Annotated in this window: 15 protein-coding genes; 11 read left to right on the top strand and 4 right to left on the bottom strand. The window is 65.8% G+C overall.

The window, feature by feature from the left end:
* Positions 1-13 precede the first annotated feature (13 nt).
* From HNQ08_RS27880 to HNQ08_RS09365, 11 genes are all read left to right on the top strand, one after another.
* Complete coding sequence (locus HNQ08_RS27880) at positions 14-148, top strand: hypothetical protein (protein WP_268240000.1); 135 nt, start codon at positions 14-16, stop codon at positions 146-148.
* A 447-nt stretch (positions 149-595) separates the two neighbouring features.
* Positions 596-2,365, top strand: a complete 1,770-nt coding sequence (locus HNQ08_RS09410) for an MBL fold metallo-hydrolase (protein ID WP_184130599.1) — start codon at positions 596-598, stop codon at positions 2,363-2,365.
* Entirely contained in the window at positions 2,343-3,749 is a 1,407-nt protein-coding gene (locus tag HNQ08_RS09405) for a beta-N-acetylglucosaminidase domain-containing protein (RefSeq protein ID WP_189366201.1), read from the top strand. Before HNQ08_RS09410 ends, HNQ08_RS09405 begins: the two co-directional genes overlap by 23 nt.
* Positions 3,746-5,068, top strand: coding sequence for an amylo-alpha-1,6-glucosidase (locus HNQ08_RS09400; RefSeq protein ID WP_184130593.1), 1,323 nt, complete (start codon positions 3,746-3,748; stop codon positions 5,066-5,068). Before HNQ08_RS09405 ends, HNQ08_RS09400 begins: the two co-directional genes overlap by 4 nt.
* Positions 5,065-5,757 (top strand): class II aldolase/adducin family protein, encoded by a 693-nt coding sequence (locus HNQ08_RS09395; RefSeq protein ID WP_184130590.1) that lies wholly within the window; start codon positions 5,065-5,067, stop codon positions 5,755-5,757. The genes HNQ08_RS09400 and HNQ08_RS09395 overlap by 4 nt, the downstream gene beginning before the upstream one ends.
* Positions 5,748-7,049: a four-carbon acid sugar kinase family protein gene (locus HNQ08_RS09390; protein ID WP_184130587.1), complete on the top strand. Its 1,302-nt coding sequence runs from the start codon at positions 5,748-5,750 to the stop codon at positions 7,047-7,049. Before HNQ08_RS09395 ends, HNQ08_RS09390 begins: the two co-directional genes overlap by 10 nt.
* On the top strand, positions 7,046-7,942 hold the full coding sequence (locus tag HNQ08_RS09385; protein WP_184130584.1) for a carbohydrate kinase family protein: 897 nt from the start codon (positions 7,046-7,048) through the stop codon (positions 7,940-7,942). The genes HNQ08_RS09390 and HNQ08_RS09385 overlap by 4 nt, the downstream gene beginning before the upstream one ends.
* Positions 7,939-8,604: a ThuA domain-containing protein gene (locus HNQ08_RS09380; RefSeq protein ID WP_184130581.1), complete on the top strand. Its 666-nt coding sequence runs from the start codon at positions 7,939-7,941 to the stop codon at positions 8,602-8,604. Before HNQ08_RS09385 ends, HNQ08_RS09380 begins: the two co-directional genes overlap by 4 nt.
* Positions 8,604-9,692: a Gfo/Idh/MocA family protein gene (locus tag HNQ08_RS09375; protein WP_184130578.1), complete on the top strand. Its 1,089-nt coding sequence runs from the start codon at positions 8,604-8,606 to the stop codon at positions 9,690-9,692. The genes HNQ08_RS09380 and HNQ08_RS09375 overlap by 1 nt, the downstream gene beginning before the upstream one ends.
* A 49-nt stretch (positions 9,693-9,741) precedes the next feature.
* Positions 9,742-10,722: a Gfo/Idh/MocA family protein gene (locus HNQ08_RS09370; protein ID WP_184130575.1), complete on the top strand. Its 981-nt coding sequence runs from the start codon at positions 9,742-9,744 to the stop codon at positions 10,720-10,722.
* An 83-nt stretch (positions 10,723-10,805) separates the two neighbouring features.
* Positions 10,806-11,042, top strand: a complete 237-nt coding sequence (locus tag HNQ08_RS09365) for a hypothetical protein (protein ID WP_184130572.1) — start codon at positions 10,806-10,808, stop codon at positions 11,040-11,042.
* A gap of 42 nt (positions 11,043-11,084) precedes the next feature.
* On the opposite strand, the gene nagA is transcribed toward HNQ08_RS09365, so the two are convergent.
* From nagA to HNQ08_RS09345, 4 genes are all read right to left on the bottom strand, one after another.
* Positions 11,085-12,236, bottom strand: coding sequence for an N-acetylglucosamine-6-phosphate deacetylase (gene nagA / locus HNQ08_RS09360; protein WP_184130569.1), 1,152 nt, complete (start codon positions 12,234-12,236; stop codon positions 11,085-11,087).
* Between the two features lie 124 nt (positions 12,237-12,360).
* A complete protein-coding gene (locus tag HNQ08_RS09355; protein WP_184130565.1) occupies positions 12,361-13,323 on the bottom strand; it encodes a serine hydrolase domain-containing protein in 963 nt (320 codons plus the stop codon).
* A gap of 27 nt (positions 13,324-13,350) precedes the next feature.
* Positions 13,351-14,835 carry a choline-sulfatase gene (gene betC, locus HNQ08_RS09350; protein ID WP_184130561.1) on the bottom strand — a complete coding sequence of 495 codons (1,485 nt, stop codon included), beginning with the start codon at positions 14,833-14,835 and terminating at the stop codon, positions 13,351-13,353.
* Between the two features lie 122 nt (positions 14,836-14,957).
* A complete protein-coding gene (locus HNQ08_RS09345) occupies positions 14,958-16,223 on the bottom strand; it encodes an ABC transporter substrate-binding protein (RefSeq protein ID WP_184130558.1) in 1,266 nt (421 codons plus the stop codon).
* Between the last annotated feature and the right edge of the window lie 474 nt (positions 16,224-16,697).

Raw genomic sequence — 16,697 nt, 5'->3', positions numbered from 1 at the left:
TGAGGAGATCAGCATGCCCAGCCCCGCAACCACGCACTGGCATTTCGCCCAGAACAACGGCCACAGGGTCGGCCTGCCGCACAACGGCACACGGCGGCGTCCTTCCGGTGTGTCTGCCTGCTCCCAGGACGATCACGGCTGCACCTGAGTCTCGCTGCCATCCCTGCCGCCGTTCCACCCAAATTCCAGCCAGCCTGAAACCAGAAAGAGGACGCCAGCCCATGACCACAGCCTCCATTGCTCAGCATGTTCGGGACGTCCAGTTGGCCCTGGGCAGCCTTGAACTTGAAAGGATCGAACGTTCGCTGGCCCCGCCGTTCGGCGCGTCGGTGGCCCTCCTCGGCTGTATATCCGGACCCCGGATAAAGAGTCCGGCTGCGCGTCCTGGCGAGTGGCCGGCAGTCCCGGCAAGCGCCCGTGTGCGTGGACTCAGCGAGAAGAACATGTCTGTGGAGCCGCCCGCATCCCGTCTGGTCCAGCCGTTCGTTGCCCGGACACTCGGCCCGGAGACCAACACCACCGGGGCGGTTCAGGCGGAGCGGCGGTCTGTGCTCACCCCTGCCGCTGCGCCTCAGATGGCCATGGAGCCCCACGCATGAACGAGATCCTGCCGGACGTGTATCGCCACACCAGTTCCGCGCACGTGTACGTCGTGTGCGACGCTGACAGCGCGGTGCTGATCAACATCGGCGACGGGTCCGTCCTGGACTGCCTGCCGACGCAGGTCCGGCACGTGCAGGCGGTGCTGCTGACGCACCACCACCGTGACGTGGCTGCGGGGGCCGCCCGCGCGGTGCGCGCCGGCATTCCGGTCTACATTCTCCAGGGCGAGGGCCAGAGCCTTCTGGACCCAGCGCTTTACCTGTCGATGGCGGACCGGCGCAACAACTATGACGCTCGTCCGTACCACTGGGTGGTGCCGGACGCGGCCGTGACCCAGCCGCTGCGCGAATACCGCACCTACCGGTTCGGACGTCTGCGCTTCACGGTATGGCCCACGCCAGGACCGACGCCCGCCGCCGCCACGTTCCTGCTCAACTGGCGCCGCCACACCCTGGCCTTCACCGGAGACCTGCTGTACGCGCCAGGTCAGGTCAGCCGCCTGGCCTCGACCCAGTGGACCTACCACGGTGGTGAGGGCCTCGCCGGCACCATCCTGTCGCTGCTGGATCTGGCGGAACTGCAGCCCACCCAGGTCCTCCCGGCACACGGTGAGCCGATGCCGTGCGCCGCGCTGCAGCTGACTGCTGCAGCCCTCTGGCCGCTGCTGCAACTGCGCCGCCACAACACCCGGCTGCTGGAGCTGCGCGGCGAGCCGTACGCCGAGCTGCGGCCGTGGCTGTTGATGAACCGCACCAGCCTCGCGTGCGCCTACGTGCTGCGGGCCCAGAACGGCCGGGCGCTGCTGATCGACTTTGGCTATGACTTCAGCTTCGGTCAGGCCAGCAGTACCGACCGCGCCTCGCGCCGGCCCTGGCTGTATACCCTGCCCACCCTGTTGCGGCGCTACGGAATCCAGGGAATCGACGCGGTGATCCCCACCCACTATCACGACGATCATGTGGCGGGGATTTCGCTGCTTCAGGAGAATTACGGCGCGCAGCTCTGGGCGCCAGAGAACCTCGTGGACGTGCTGGCCCGCCCAGGCGCCTACCGTCTGCCGTGCCTGTGGTTCGATTCGATAACCGCCCAGCGCACCCTGGCGCTCGGAGAGCCGTTCGAGTGGAACGAATTCCGCATCACACCCCACGAGCTCACGGGCCACGCCCGGTACGCCTGCGGCCTGCTGGTCGAAGCGTACGGCGAGGTGGTGCTGTTCGGAGGTGACCAGTACGCGGATGCCGACGGCCTGGGCCTGAATTACACCTACCCCAACCTGTTCCGCGAGACCGACTACACCCGGAGCGCCGAATTGTACGCGCGGCTGCAGCCGAACCTGATTCTGAGTGGTCACGCCCAGCCGGTCGTACCGGACGCGGCCTACTTCGAGAAACTGCGCGTACGGGGCGAGCAACTGCAGGCGCTGCATGCCCAGCTTCAACCCCACATCGCCCGGATGCTCCTGCGGGCGGAGCCCATCAACGGCGTGAGCGGCCAGCTGGTCGTCCTCACCATAGAGAACCCCACTGACACCCCCTTCACCGGAACGCTGCATGTCTCCGGCGCGGCCACAGCGCCTGCCTGCCTGTCCGTGGCAGCGCCAGCGGGTGGCTGCCAGACCGTCGACTTCCACCCGAGCGGCCCCTCAGGCGCGCGGATTCATTTTGAACTGCGCGGGCCGGCCGGTGAGCCGTGCCTGTTTGCTCACGCCACCATCCGGCACGCCACCTGCGGCGATCTTAATGGAGATCAATATGCATCCTGAACGGCGCGGTGTTCTCGAGGCCTTTTACGGCCGTCCCTGGTCGTGGAGTGAGCGGCACGACACGCTCGATTTCATGCGAGAGACTGGTTTCAACGCTTACCTCTACGCTCCCAAAAACGACCCTATCCACCGCAACCGCTGGCGGGAACCGTACGCGACCACTGAATGGGCGCAGTTCGCGCGCCTGTATGCCCATGCCCAAGAGGCCGGCGTGGAGCTCATTTTTGGGCTGAGTGCCCTGGCGTTTCAGTACACCGACGCCGCGCACCTCGCGGCGCTGCGCGGCAAACTGCGCGCGGCGCAGCGCTGCGGCATCCGTTCGTTCGCGCTGTTGCTCGACGACATTCCCAGTCACTTCGAAAACAGCCGTGACGCCACAGCGTTCCCCGATCTGGCGCGGGCGCAGGCGTGGCTCGCCAACGAACTTCTGGCAGACGTCGGCGAGGACGGTGAATTCTACTTCTGCCCGACCGAGTACCATGGCAGCGGCAACTCCGCGTATCTGTGGGCCCTGGGGGCCAGCGTGGACGCCCGCACGCAGATCCTGTGGACCGGGCCTGACGTGTGCAGCCCAGCCATCAGCGTCGCCGACCTGAGCAGGGTGACCGACGCGCTGCGCCGCAAACCCGTCTTGTGGGACAACTTCCCCGTCAACGACCTCGACATGCAGCACGACCCGCATGTCGCGCCGCTCAGAGGCCGCACGCCTGAGCTGATCGCCGCCACTGCGGGGTATTTCGCCGCCGCAGGGGCGCTGCCCGCGGCGAGCCGCGTCGCGCTGCGCACCACCGCCGCCTTCCTGCGCGGCCCGCACCGCTACGACCCGGACGCGGCCTTCACCGAGGCAGCACGCGCCAGCACCGCCACACCGCAGGAGGCTGAGGCCGTACTGTTTTTGGCCGATCTTGCGCGCCGCAGCCCGCTCGTCGGACCGGAGGGTGCGCTGCATCACGCGCTCTGGCCGGCCATCGACGCGTTCTGGGCCGCGCGTGGCGGGGCTCCGGCGGAAGCCGGCCCCGACGTGCCGCGGCGCCCCGCCACGCAACCCGTGACACCCAGCGAGGCGCCCTTGCGGCAGCTGGTGCGGGACATGGAAGTGCACGCCGAAACGCTCGCTCACTTGGTTGACCTTGCCCTGCGTGCCGATCTCGCGCCTTGGACCGCCAAACTCGCCGGCTGGGCACGCGTCGCGAAGTACGCGCTGGGCGCGCTCGATCACCCACACGACGCCCGCGCTCGCGAGTACGTTCTTGAGGAGATCGCCCTTGTCCGTGAAAACTTCCACTGGGTGGCCGGTGACACCTTCGACACCTTCGCGCGGCGCTGCGTGTGGGCCGCCGAGACGCTGGCGCAGGCCGGGGGCGCCGCCCAGGAGCGCGCATGACTGACCTCGCGGCCACCCTCGCCGACACTGGCCGTCCCCTCGCCGAGCGCGCCGTGATCGGGAACGGCAGCCCCATCGGCCTGCTCGGGTCGAGCACCGCGTACAAGCAGGTCTGGGCGCGCGACAGCATGATCTGCACGCTTGGGCTGATGCTGTGTGCCGGCCGAGAAGGTCAGGAGATCGCGCGCCGTTCGGTCCGCACGCTCGCGGCGTACCAGTCGCGGCTGGGCAATATTCCGCACAACGTCGGCTTCACCGGGATTCCCGACCCGGCCCTGATTGCGCACGGCGGCGCGCTCCACGTTGGAGAGGACGCCCCCACGGTCGTGGTGGACAGCGCGCACGCCGGCTGCATTGACAACAGCCTGTGGTTCATTCTCGGCAACTACTATCTGCACCGCAGCGACGGTGACACTGGACGGCTGCGCGACCTGTGGCCACACCTGCAACGCGCCTACACCTGGCTGGAGTACCAGGACAGCAACGAGTGCGGCCTGCTCGAGGTGCATGAGGCGATGGACTGGGCGGACCTGTTCGCCAACCGCTACAACAGCCTGTGGCCCAATGTGTTGTGGTTCGCCGCGCAGCGTGCCATGGCGCACATGAGCGGCGCCCTCGGTGAAAGCGACGAGGTCTACAGCGCGCGCGCCGAGGACATCCGCTTCAAGATCAACACGTTGCTATGGGTGGGTCCGGAGGTCGACAAGGACATGGCCTGGATTGAGCGCCATCGCAAGGAGTGGCTGTACCCGGTCCGCCTGACCACCCTCGTGCTACAGGAACGCCCCTACTTCCTGCCGTACATGGCGTTCCGAGACTACGAGGACCGCTTCGACACGTTCGGAAACCTTATCGCGATTCTGTTTGGGCTCGCCTCGGACGTGCAGGCCCACAAGATCCTCGATTACATCCATTCGGCTGGTGTCAACGAACCGTGGCCGGTCAAGGCCATCTACCCACCGGTGCAACCCGGGGACAAGGACTGGCGTGAGTACTACCGCCTGCGCAACCTCAATCTGCCCAACCACTATCACAACGGCGGCATCTGGCCCTTCATTGGCGGCTTCTATGTCGCTGCCCTGGTCAAGACTGGACGGCTGCGTGAGGCGGCCTGGCAACTTGACCGGCTCGCGCAGATGGACCAGCTATCGCGCACGCCAGGCCTGGAGTGGGATTTCAACGAGTGGCATCACGGCCTTACCGGGCGGCCCAGCGGTTTCCGCGGGCAGAGCTGGTCCGCAGCGATGTTCGTGTATGCGCACGAATGTGTGCGGCGCGGCGAGTGCCCGGTATTCAACGCCGGCGAGGGCTGGGCATGAGGGCCGGACTCCAGAGCCGCCTCGCGGCTGAGGCGCGGGACCTGTACGCGCGCGGGTTGACCACCTCCACCGGGGGGAACCTCAGTCACCGGTACGGCGAGGGCTTCCTGGTCAGCGGCACGAACACCGCCTTCGCGCGGCAATTGCCCGAGGATTTTGCGTTGTGCGACCTTCAAGGCTTGCCCGTGACCGGTCCCAGGCCGTCCAAAGAAGCCGCGTTCCACGCCGCCATCTACCGCGCGCGGCCAGATGTTCACGCCGTGCTGCACCTGCACGCCAGCGACTCGCTGGCGCTGTCGTGCCTTGCGGCGCCCACCGAGCACGGCAACGTCTTGCCAGTGCATTCCAGCTACGCGGTGACCCGCGTGGGCCGTGTGCCGCTGCTTCCATACCTTCCCCCCGGCGGCGTGGCGCTTGCTGAGGCGGTTGGCCGCGCCTGCCACGGCGTGGGCGCCCTGCTGCTGCAAAACCACGGCGTGATCACCCACGCACGCGACCTGATTGAGGCGCGCGACATCCTGGAGGAACTCGAGCAGAACGTCCGCGTATGGCTGGCCTCACACGGTCAGGCGCGCGTGCTCAGCGACGACGAGCTGATAGACGCAAATGGGCGTGCGGCGCACGGCGCCCCCATCGCGCCTGGCGAGCAGCGCCCCCGCCTGCTGGCGCACGTGCAGGGATGGGTATGAGTCCCCGCCTGGGCATCGTGGCGGACGACATCACCGGTGCCGGTGATATCGGCGGTCTGCTCGCCAAGCACGGCTACGCCGTCCGGATCCTTTCCCAGGGCGCCGACTGGGAAGCCCTCAGCGCCCGCTTCGTGCAGGAACGCACCGACGCCCTGATCATCGATACCGACTCGCGCTTTCTGCCGTCCCGGCAGGCCCAGGCCCGGGTCATTCGGGCGACGCGCGCCCTGCAGGCTGCCGGCTGCGGCGCGTACTGGAAGAAGACCTGCTCGGTGTTCCGGGGCAATGTCGGCGCGGAATTCGACGCGATGCTGCAGGTGCTCGGCCTGGAGTCCGGCGTCGCCATCGCCGCATTTCCCAAGAACGGCCGCTCGACGCTGCGCGGCGAACACTTTGTGCGCGGCGTCCCCCTCCCGGACACCGAATTCGGACAGGATCCGGTGCATCCGCGCCGCGAACGGAGCATCGTGCGTGATCTGCAAAGTCAGACCGGGCGCCACGTCATCAGCCTGCCTATCGAGACCGTGCGGGCCGGTCCGGACGCCGTGCGCGCCGCCCTCGTGCCGCCCCGCTCCGGTTACCTGCTTGCGGACGCCGAGACCCAGGACGATCTGAAGGTGCTTGCCAGGGCCCTTGCACATGAGCCGGTGTTTCTTGGGTCCAGCGGTCTCGCCGAGGAACTTCCGGGGGTCTGGCCGCCGGTGCCCCCCTTTGCGCCGCTGCATGGCGCGCGCTGGACCCATCCACACCGCGTGATCATGATCGCCGCCTCCGTCATGCCGCAGACCCGCGCACAGGTGGAGGGGTACATGGAGAGTGGCGGGACCGTCCACGAACTCGACGTGCCCCTGACCCTGACTGACCCGAGCGCCGCGGGCGCGCAACTCGCCGCTCAGGCGCGCCGCACCGTTGAAATGCGCGGCACGGTGCTGCTGCGTTCACCCAACACGCCCGAGGGGGTCCGTGCGGCGCATGCGCATGGGGCGTCACTCGGCCTCACGGCTGTGGGGGTCAGCCAGCGCGTCTCGACCACGCTCGCGCAGGCTGCGCGGGACGCAGCCCAGCACACGGGGACGGCCAAGCTCATCGCACTCGGCGGGGACACAGCGGCCGCGCTCACCCGTGCGCTCGGCGTCACGCATACGGTCGTCGTCGAAGAACTCTCTCCCGGACTGCCCAGCACCTATGCTCCCGATCAGGGCCTGCTGTTGGTTTTGAAAAGCGGCTCGTTCGGCCCGCCCGATTTTCTGGCGCGCGCGGTCTCGCACCTGCAGCAGGCAGGGAAGGCATGACCGGGGTGCTCGCGTGTGGCGGCGCCGTCATGGACTTTGTGAACGGCGGTCAGGACGGCTGGCAGGTCCGCGCCGGCGGCAGCGCCTGGAACGTCGCGCGCGTGCTGGCCTCCCTGGGTTTGCCCACGGCCTTCGTCGGCACACTCAGCACCGATCCTTTCGGGGACCGTCTGGCCCAGGAAGGCAGCGGGCAGGGCATCGATCTGCGCTTCACGCCGCGTGTCGATGCTCCCACAGCCGTGTCGGTGATTCACCGCAGCCACCCTGCCCAGTACGCCTTTTACGCTGAGAACGCCGCAGACTCACAGTTCAGCGGCTTGGCTACGGACGCCTGGTCAGGCGCGGGCGCCGCGTACTTTGGCGGCATTACCCTGGTGCGCGACCCGGCCCGCGCATCCTTCTTGCTCCTGGCGCGTGAAGCGCGCCGCCGCGGCCTGCTGACCGTCTATGACCCGAACTACCGCCCGCAGCTTGCAGATGCCTACCGCGCGGTCTACGCGGAATATGTCGCGCTGGCGAACCTGATCAAGGTGTCGGAAGACGACCTCACCGGCCTGATGCCCCACCTCACGCCCGCCGAAGGCCTGGCGCAGCTGCGCGCCCTGAATCCCGCCGCCACGGTTCTGCTGACCCTGGGTGAGCAGGGCGCGCGCCTGATCGGCCCCGACGCCGAGGTTGGGCACGCCGGTTACCCTGTTCACGTTGCCGATACCGTCGGCGCGGGCGACGCCAGCATTGGCGGTCTCCTGTACGCCACCTTGCGTGCCCCGCCGGTGCCCCCTCCAGAACGCCTGGCCTTCGCTCTGGCCTGTGCGGCGGCCGCCTGCACCCGCACCGGCGCGCACGCCCCGACCCTCACCGAGATTCTCACTGTTCAGAAGGAGTGCACATGACTGCGACCTCCCCCCGCGCCCTGATTGTTTCTGGTGGCTGGCCCGGCCACCAACCACACCAATTCGCCGAGGTCATCTGCGGCATGCTGGAAAGCGCCGGCCTGCAGGTCACCGTTGCCGACACGCTCGAGATCCTGGACGACGCTGACACACTGCGCGACTATGCTCTGATCGTGCCGAACTGGACCATGGGTCGCCTGAGCGGCGACCAGAGCAGACATCTGCGGGCCGCAGTGGAGGCCGGCACAGGTCTAGGCGGGTTTCACGGCGGGATGGGCGACGCGTTCCGTGAAGACACCGATTACCAGTTCATGGTGGGCGGGCAGTTCGTGGCCCACCCCGGCGGCATCCGCCGTTACCAGGTCGACCTGACAGCCACCAGTCACCCCATCACGCACGGCCTGAGCGGCTTCGAGATCGAAAGCGAGCAGTACTACATGCATGTCGATCCGTCCAACACGGTCCTGGCCACCACCACCTTCGGCGGTGAGCACGTGGCGTGGATTGAGGGGACGGTCATCCCGGCCGCCTGGGTCCGCCCGTACGGGAAGGGCCGGGTGTTCTATTCGTCGGTCGGCCATGACCCCCGGGAATTCGCGCACCCCACGGTTGCCGAACTGCACCGGCGGGGGCTGCTTTGGGCAGCCCGGAGACTGGGCTGATGCGGGTCGGCATCATCGGTGCCGGGGACATCAGCGGCATCTATCTGAAAAACGCCGCCGCCGTCACGCCATTCGAGGTGGTGGCCATCGCCGACCTGTCCGCCGAGCGGGCCCGCAGCCGGGCAGACGAGTACGGCGTGCGGCAGGTCCTGACGCCTGAAGAACTCCTGGCGCATCCGGACGTGGACGTGGTCTTGAACCTCACCGTCCCGGCCGCGCACGCCGAGGTCAGCCGCGCGGCCCTCGAGGCCGGTAAGCACGTGTACGGTGAGAAGCCGCTGGCCCTCAACAGGGAAGACGGTCTGGTGCTGGTGACGCTCGCTGAGGCGCGGGGCCTGTGGCTGGGCAGCGCTCCGGATACCTTCCTGGGGGGCGGCCTGCAGACTTGCCGACAGCTGATTGATCAGGGTGTGATCGGCCAGCCCCTGGCCGCAACGGCGTTCATGCTGAGCCACGGGGTCGAGGCGTGGCACGGCAATCCGGACTTCTTCTACCAGCCTGGGGCCGGCCCACTGTTTGACATGGGGCCGTATTACCTGACGGCCCTGATCAGCCTGCTCGGCCCGGTCCGCACGGTGACGGGACAGGCCGTCAGCGGCTTCCAGGAACGCGTGATCACGACTGCCAGGCGCTACGGCGAGCGCATTGCGGTGCAGACCCCCACCCATGTGACGGCCCTGCTCGGCTTTACCTCGGGGGCAGCCGCGACCCTGATCACCAGCTTCGACGTGTGGCACGCCCAGGTGCCGCGGATCGAGATTTACGGCAGTGAAGGCACGCTGAGCGTACCCGACCCCAATACCTTTGGTGGGCCGGTGCGGCTGCGGCTCGCCCAGGACAAGGAGTGGCGTGAGCTTGTCCCCGAAGGCCCCTACACGCAAAACAGCCGGGGTCTGGGCCTGAGTGATCTGATTGCCAGCGTGCACGAAGGGCGCGCGCCGCGCGCCAGCGGGCAGCTGGCCCTTCACGTCCTCGACGCCATGCAAAGCACCCTGGAAAGTGCCGAGGCTGGCCGTAGCCTCACCCTCACGACCACCGCCACACGCCCCGAACCGCTGCTGAACGCGGCGCCGGCCCCGCAGAGGTAAGGCCGATGGATTTCAACTGTTGGGTTCAACCCCCACTCCTGGGTCAGGCATGAGTTTGCGCTGGGGTTTCCTGGGCGCGTCCCGCATCGGCAACGCACTGGCGCCCGCCATGCAGGCCGCTGGTCATACACTGGTGGGCGTTGCGGCGCGCGATCCCGCCCGCGCAGAGGCCTACGCCCGCAAGCACGGCTTTGCCCGCACATATTCGACCTATGAGGCCCTGCTTCAGGCCCCCGACATCGATGCCGTCTACAATCCGCTTCCCAATCATCTCCATTTTCAGTGGAGTGCCCACGCCCTGGAAGCGGGAAAACATGTGCTGTGCGAAAAACCATTCATGCTGAATGCCGCCGAGGTGCGCCAGTTGATGGCGCTGCAGCGGCGTTCCGGACGGATCATCGCTGAAGCGTTCATGCACCGGCACCACCCCCAGTACGCGGAGGCCCTCGCGCTGATCGCCTCGGGTGAGCTGGGAGACCCGCGCACCGCCAGCGCGGGATACCGTTTCACCCTGAACAACCCTGGCGATTACCGCTGGGACGCAGACAAGGGCGGCGGCGCCCTGTACGACGTCGGCTGTTATTGCGTCAGCGCGCTGCGTCTTCTGCTGGGCCGGGAACCTGTCCGGGTCGGTGCCGCCGCGCACGATCGGCTGGGCATCGACGCCACCCTGGTCGGCTGGCTGGATTTTGGCGACGGATTCACGGCGCACTTCGATTGCAGCGTTGAGGCCAGCGGCGGCCAGCATCTTCAACTGGTGGGATCGAAGACCACCTTGAGCATGGATGTCCCGTTCGGGCCGCACAAACGCACCGCGCACCTTGACGTAGGCGAACGCCGATTCGTGTACCCGCCCAGCGACCCCTACGAGGTTATGGTGGCCGATTTCGGTCATGCGGTCCAGGCGAACGCTGAGCCGCGCTGGGGTCTGGCCGACGCTCTGGCGCAGGCGACGGTTCTGGACGCCCTCTTCGACAGTGCCCGGCGGCAGGAGGTGGTGTCGCTGCCAGCACCTGAGACGGACCGCTGACAAAGCGTGGCCAGATGTGCCCAGGTTAAGACCCCAGCACCCAATCCAGACCTAGCTTAGACGGACCCGGCCTACCATCAAGCATGAGTGACGAGAAAAGCCACCTCAAAGACACCCGGCCTCTCGGCAAATCGGTGGAGGAAATCGAGCGCGACAGCCAGAACCGTGTCAATCCGCCGGCCGTTGAACAGCAGGGTCCGGGCCTCGCCGCAGCAGTGGTGCCGCCCATCAATTCCACCGGCACCTGGCTGAGCCAGACGGGCATCGGGGCCAGCACGCCGGAAGTCCCGGCCGGCCCAATCCCACGCGACGACGAATAAGGCAGCCGTGACCTTCGCTTGTGTCAAAACGTCTGACACGGTTCACGACATCGCCCCGTACACCAGCTCTCCACCAATCATGGTCCACGTGACCTGAAACTGGGAGTCGAGCAGCACCAGATCGGCGTCTGCGCCGACTGCAATGCGCCCCTTGTGCGGCAGCCCGAGCAGGTCAGCTGGCGTTGTCGCGGCCATGGCAACCGCGTCGGTCAGGGCGATGCCAAGTTCAGTGGTGTTGCGCAGGGCCTGATTCAGGCTGACGGTACTGGACGCGAGCGTGCCGTCCTCAAGCCGCGCGACGCCACCGTGCACCGTGACCTGATGGCCGCCAAAGGTATATACCCCGTCGCCCATGCCCATGGCCTGTAGGGCGTCGGTGATAAGGACCATGCGCTCCGGGCCCTTGACCCGGTGCATAAGCCGGACCATGGCCGGATGTAAGTGAACGCCATCGACGATGGCCTGTACGCTGACCTGGGGTTGTTCAAAGGCGGCCACGATCAGGCCGGGCTCGCGGTGATGAATCGGACGCATACCGTTGAAACAGTGGGTAACGTGACTGGCCCCCTCCCGGAAGGCGGCGGTGGCCTGATCGTACGTGGCGTCCGAATGGGCCAGCGCGACAATGACGCCCTGGTTCGCCAGGGCCCTCGTGAGCGCTAGGCCCCCAGGGAGCTCCGGCGCCAGGGTTACCATCTTCAGCAGCGGGCCGGCGTGGTCCAACACCTGCTGCATTTCCGTGAGGCTGGGATGCCGTAAAAAGGCCTGATTCTGCATTCCTTTCCGGTGGACATTCAGGTACGGGCCCTCGGTGTGGATCCCGGCAATCCGGGCCCCAGGCTCCTGACCGACCACCTCGTGTACCCGGTCGATCAGCCGCAGCAGCGCATCCAGGGTCGAACTGACTGAAGTGACCAGGAACGCCGTGCAGCCGGTCGCCGCGCAGGCCCGGGAGACCTCCTCGATGCTGCGGCGCGTGCCGTCCATCATGTTGTGCCCCAGGGCCCCGTGGATATGAACATCGATCATTCCTGGAATCAACAGTTGCCCGTGTCCGTCGATGACCCGTGCCTCTCCGGGGCAGGGGCCAGTCCCCACCTGCGCCAGGCGCCCTCCCCGCACCAGCACGCCCCCATTGTCCATCACACCGGATTCGGTCACGATCCGGACATTGTGAATCCAGAGTTCTTGCACCTGAACCTCCTGGGACTCCTGACCCCACACTGTTGTCTGAGGGGCGCTCCATCACTCTAGCGGGTTGTTTTAAAGTCTGAAGGAAGTATCGCCTGGTGAGCGAAGACCAGCCGGTATGACCGTCTCAATGGGACAGCAGACGAACGAGCGCTGGAACGATGTGCCGATGGGACGGATGGTTGCAGGGCCGCCCGGTCATCACGACCACCAGACCGCGGGCCGGAAAGATCGCCAGATACTGCCCACCGTAACCAGTGGCGTACCAGCCCTCGGTGCCTTCCTCGTGTGCACTCCACCACATCAGTCCGTAATCGGGGATGCCTTCCATCCAGACGTATCCCTTCAGGTGCGGGCGTGTCATTTCATGAACCCAGCCGGGTGGCAAGAGGGCTTTCCCGTGCCATTGCCCGTCCTGGAGCGTCAGGTGTCCCACTTTCAGCAGGTCACGGGACGTCAGGAAAAGGCCGCCGCTGGCGAGGGCCCTTCCATCCGGATCGGTAGACCATGGCGGGGCAGGAATGTCCAGAGGAGTGAAAAGCCCACGCTGTGCGAAGGCCGTCAGCGGCATCCCAGCGGCGCCCGCCAGGGCTGCGCCCAGCAGATGGGCCCCGGCATTGGTGTACCGGAAGGTGTTTCCCGGCGCGTCCAGTAGCGGGCGCGTCAGAACAAAGCCGACAGGGTCAGGACTGGTAAACCACGCGTCATCGTAAGCAGGATCGGTGAGCTCCGAGGGGAGACCGCCCGTCATGGTCAGCAGGTGGCGGAAGGTTACACTGGACCAGCGCGGATCGCCGACAGCGCCGCCCCAGTTCAACAGAGGCAGAACTGGCTGCTCCAGGCTGTTCAGGACTTTCCGCTTGAGGGCGATGCCCACGAGCAGCGAGAGAATGCTCTTGGTTACCGACTGGAGTTCGCGGGGCTCATCCGCGGTGCCGAGGTAATAGCGCTCGAACACCACCTGCCCGTGCTGGGCAGCGAGCAGGCTCGTGACATCGGGCAGACCTTCAGTGATGAGCTGATCCAGTGGGGCCAGGAGGCTGATCTGCACACCAACCTCTCCGGGCGCCGGACGGGACCGCTTGTTCATCCTCCCATCATGCCCGTTCCGCCGAGGCTATGAAGAGGCCCGCCGGTACAGCCGGGAGGCGTCGCGTGTCACCGGGTGGCACCAGCCCGGTGACGCAGGTGAGCCTGCCACGACAAGCAGGCGCTGTTGCTGGCTATCGAGAATACGTCTGCGCAGCAGGTCGACATCAAGATCACCCAGCAACTCGGCCTGGAGCGAGCGGCACAGCTCTGCCGCTTCCGGCAGGCCCGTCAGATTCCGTTGCTCGAGTGGATCGTCGAGCAGGTCAAACAGCAGGGGGACATGGTGGTGTACGTACACGAACTTGTGTCTGGCCGTTCGCAGCATCAGCATGGGCTCGATCGTGCCCTCGGAGAAATACTCCGAAACGGCGCGCTCAGGCCAAGAGACGGCCCGGTCCTCGAGCAGTGGCCGCAAACTGTGACCTGCCGTGGGGAGCCCGTGTGCCGGCCGGGCCTGAACTCCTGCGTAGTCCAGCAGGGTCGCCGTGAGGTCAACGAGCGACACCACTTCCGTCCGGCGTGCCGCTGATCGTGGCCCCGGGAGCGCCACGATCAGCGGCACCTTGGTTGCCCCGTCGTAGAAGGTCCGCTTAAACCACATGCCATGCTGCCCCAGCATTTCCCCATGGTCACTGGTGAACACCACCAGCGTGTTGTCCATGCCGAGGCGCTCAAGCTCGCCAAGCAGCTGGCCAATCAGACCGTCCACGTAACTGACAGCCGCGTAGTAGGCCCGGCGTGCCTGCAATACCTCGGCGTCCGAGAGGGGAAAGCGGTCTGCTTCGTGGTGAATCTGAATCCACTGGTTGTAGGGATGCATTGCCTGAAAACCCTGTGCTGGAGCGTCTGGCGGCCAGATGGGCCTGTCCTCGTACAGGTCCCAGTAGGCCTGGGGAACGAGAAATGGATCATGCGGGTGGCTGAACGATGTGCACAGGAAAAAGGGGCTGGCAACGTTCCCCTCCGCCCCCTCCGCGTCCGCACTCAGCTGCCGGAGCCGGACCAAGGCGCTGTGCAGGACCTCATCATCGTAGGACATCTGCAGGCTCCAGGGCCGCACTGCCGGGTAACGCAGCCGGTTGACACTTGTGCCTGGGTTGGCGTGTGGTCCCCGGTTCCAGTCCGGGGTCAGGTCAAAGCCGGTGGGCGAGATATCGCCCGTCAGCCGCTCCTGAAACCCATGCAACTGGTCTGGACCGACAAAATGCATCTTGCCCGACAGAATGGTCTGGTACCCGGCCCGGTTGAGCTGGTGCACAAACGTCGGCAGGCTGGCCGGGAACTCCGAGCCGTTGTCGTAGGCGCCGTTGTGCCGGACCAGGGTGCCGGTCATGAACGCAGTTCTGGACGAAACGCAGATGGGCGAATTGCAGTACGTGTTGACGAAAGCCACGCCACGGGCGGCCAGGCGGTCCAGGTGCGGCGTGAGCACCGTGGGATGACCCAGCTGACCAATTACATCGTGCGCCATCTGGTCCACCATGATCATCACGATATTCGGCTGTGGCATTCCAGCCTCCGGAGGGGTTGAGGCGGGAGGGCAGTCCAGACTTCACCCGCAGAAACGGGTCGGCCGTGACCTCATTTCCGCGGGTAGTGTCAGGACACGCTGGCTGTGGCTGAATTTCAGGCTCAGCGGGCCGCGTCGCGCTTGCCGTCCGTCACCAGCTTGGCAATGGCGGCCTGCGCTTCGTCCAGCGCTTCCTTGGCGTTTTTGTTGCGAAGCAGGACGTCGTCCACAGCTTTGTTGATGGCGTTTTCGTAGGATGGAGCGTAGACCGGCACCGTGTCCACGAAGGTGTACTTCAGGTTGTTGGCCAGTTTGACGAAGTTGGCGTTCTTGTTGGCCAGCCGGGCAACCTGGTAGCCAGGCAGGTCATTTTGTTCGGCTGCCCAGACCTTGGCGCCCTCGGTCGCAAGGTATTTCGCGAAGGCGAAGGCCTGCTTGGGGTACTTGGTGCTGCGGGGAATTTCGATGTTGAATCCACCGCCCCAGGAGCTGGTGCCATCCTGCTTGCCGTCCTCTGTCGGCACCGGCACAAAGCCGTACTGCAGGTTCGGGGCGTTGACCTTCAGTGTGGTCAGGTAATTGCCGTTGCGGACCACCATCGGCACCTTGCCAGACATGAACTCGTCCTGTGCACCGCCGCCGAAGGAAGCCTTGAAGGCGGCGTAGTTGTTGGCACCGTACTTGTCCGTCCACTTCTTCATCCAGTTCAGAACTTTGACGGCCGTGGCGTTGTTGGCGCGGGCTTCTTCGTTGTTCTTGTCAAAGAAGCTGTCGCCCGCGTTGGTGAGCCAGCCCGGGTAGCCGAATTCCCCGAAATTGGGATGGAAGCCCATCCGGACCCAGCGTGCGCCATCTTTCTTGTCAAGCTTGAGGGCGTAGTTCCAGAGATCATCCCAGGTTTTGGGTGGTTTGTTGGGGTCGAGTCCCACTTCCTTGAAGGCAGCTTTGTTGTAGAACAGCACGCGTGTGTCGGTCACAAACGGCAAACCGTACTGCTTGCCGTTGTAGGTGGCCGTGCTCCACAAATTAGAATAGAACCCGCTGGCGATGGTGTTGGCACCGAGGCTGGTCAGATCCAGGATCTGGTTTTTCGACGCACGCTGCTTGGTGGTGCGGATGTCGAGCACCACGACATCTGGGGCATTGCCTGCTGCGACCCCAGCCACTGTCTTGGTGATGATCTGGTCGAAGGGCACGCCGGTGTATTCCACCTGAATATTCGGGTTGCGCTGGTTCCAGGTGTCGATAATGCGGGTGATCGTCGGGCGGCGCTGTTCGCTCAGCCAGTGGGCCGAGAACTTCAAGGTGACCTGCTGAGCAAGGGCGGGTGCCGTGAAGGCGTTCAGGCCGATCAACAAGCCGGTGACAGTAAGTACCTTGCGCCTCATAACGTGCCTCCTGTATCGCAGTGAGCGATCTATTCAGTTCAGTGGTTCTTTAATACTATTAAAAAACTCCCTGGCCGTCAAGGCGAGAGAAACATTCGTGCTGGTCTGGAGTAGGTTCTGTCCAGGTGCGGCGTCTGACCGTCAGGACTGTTGCGGGACAGCCAACCTTCTGAGCGTGCTGAGCAAGCGCAGGGATTGGGGCAGGGGCCAGGTTGGCATCCTGAATTGGCGCATTGATCAAGATGACCAGTCTGCTCGTCAGAAGTGTCACGATCAGTGGGCAGCCGCATTGCACCAGCCACCTTGCCGCAGCTGCCCGGCTTAAGGACGAGGCGAAGGCCCTTGTGGCGGAGCCTGCTCTGTAATCTGTGCGGGCAGTCAACGGAACTGTCGTGGGACGTGCCGGATTCCCAGAAGTTCGTGTGGTTACCGTTTGTAAGAAGGCAGCGAATATCTGTCCGGTCTACCCGGGCC

The organism is Deinococcus humi (genome assembly GCF_014201875.1).
Taxonomy (GTDB): Bacteria; Deinococcota; Deinococci; order Deinococcales; family Deinococcaceae; genus Deinococcus; species Deinococcus humi.
This window is presented reverse-complemented; position numbering and strand designations above follow the sequence as displayed.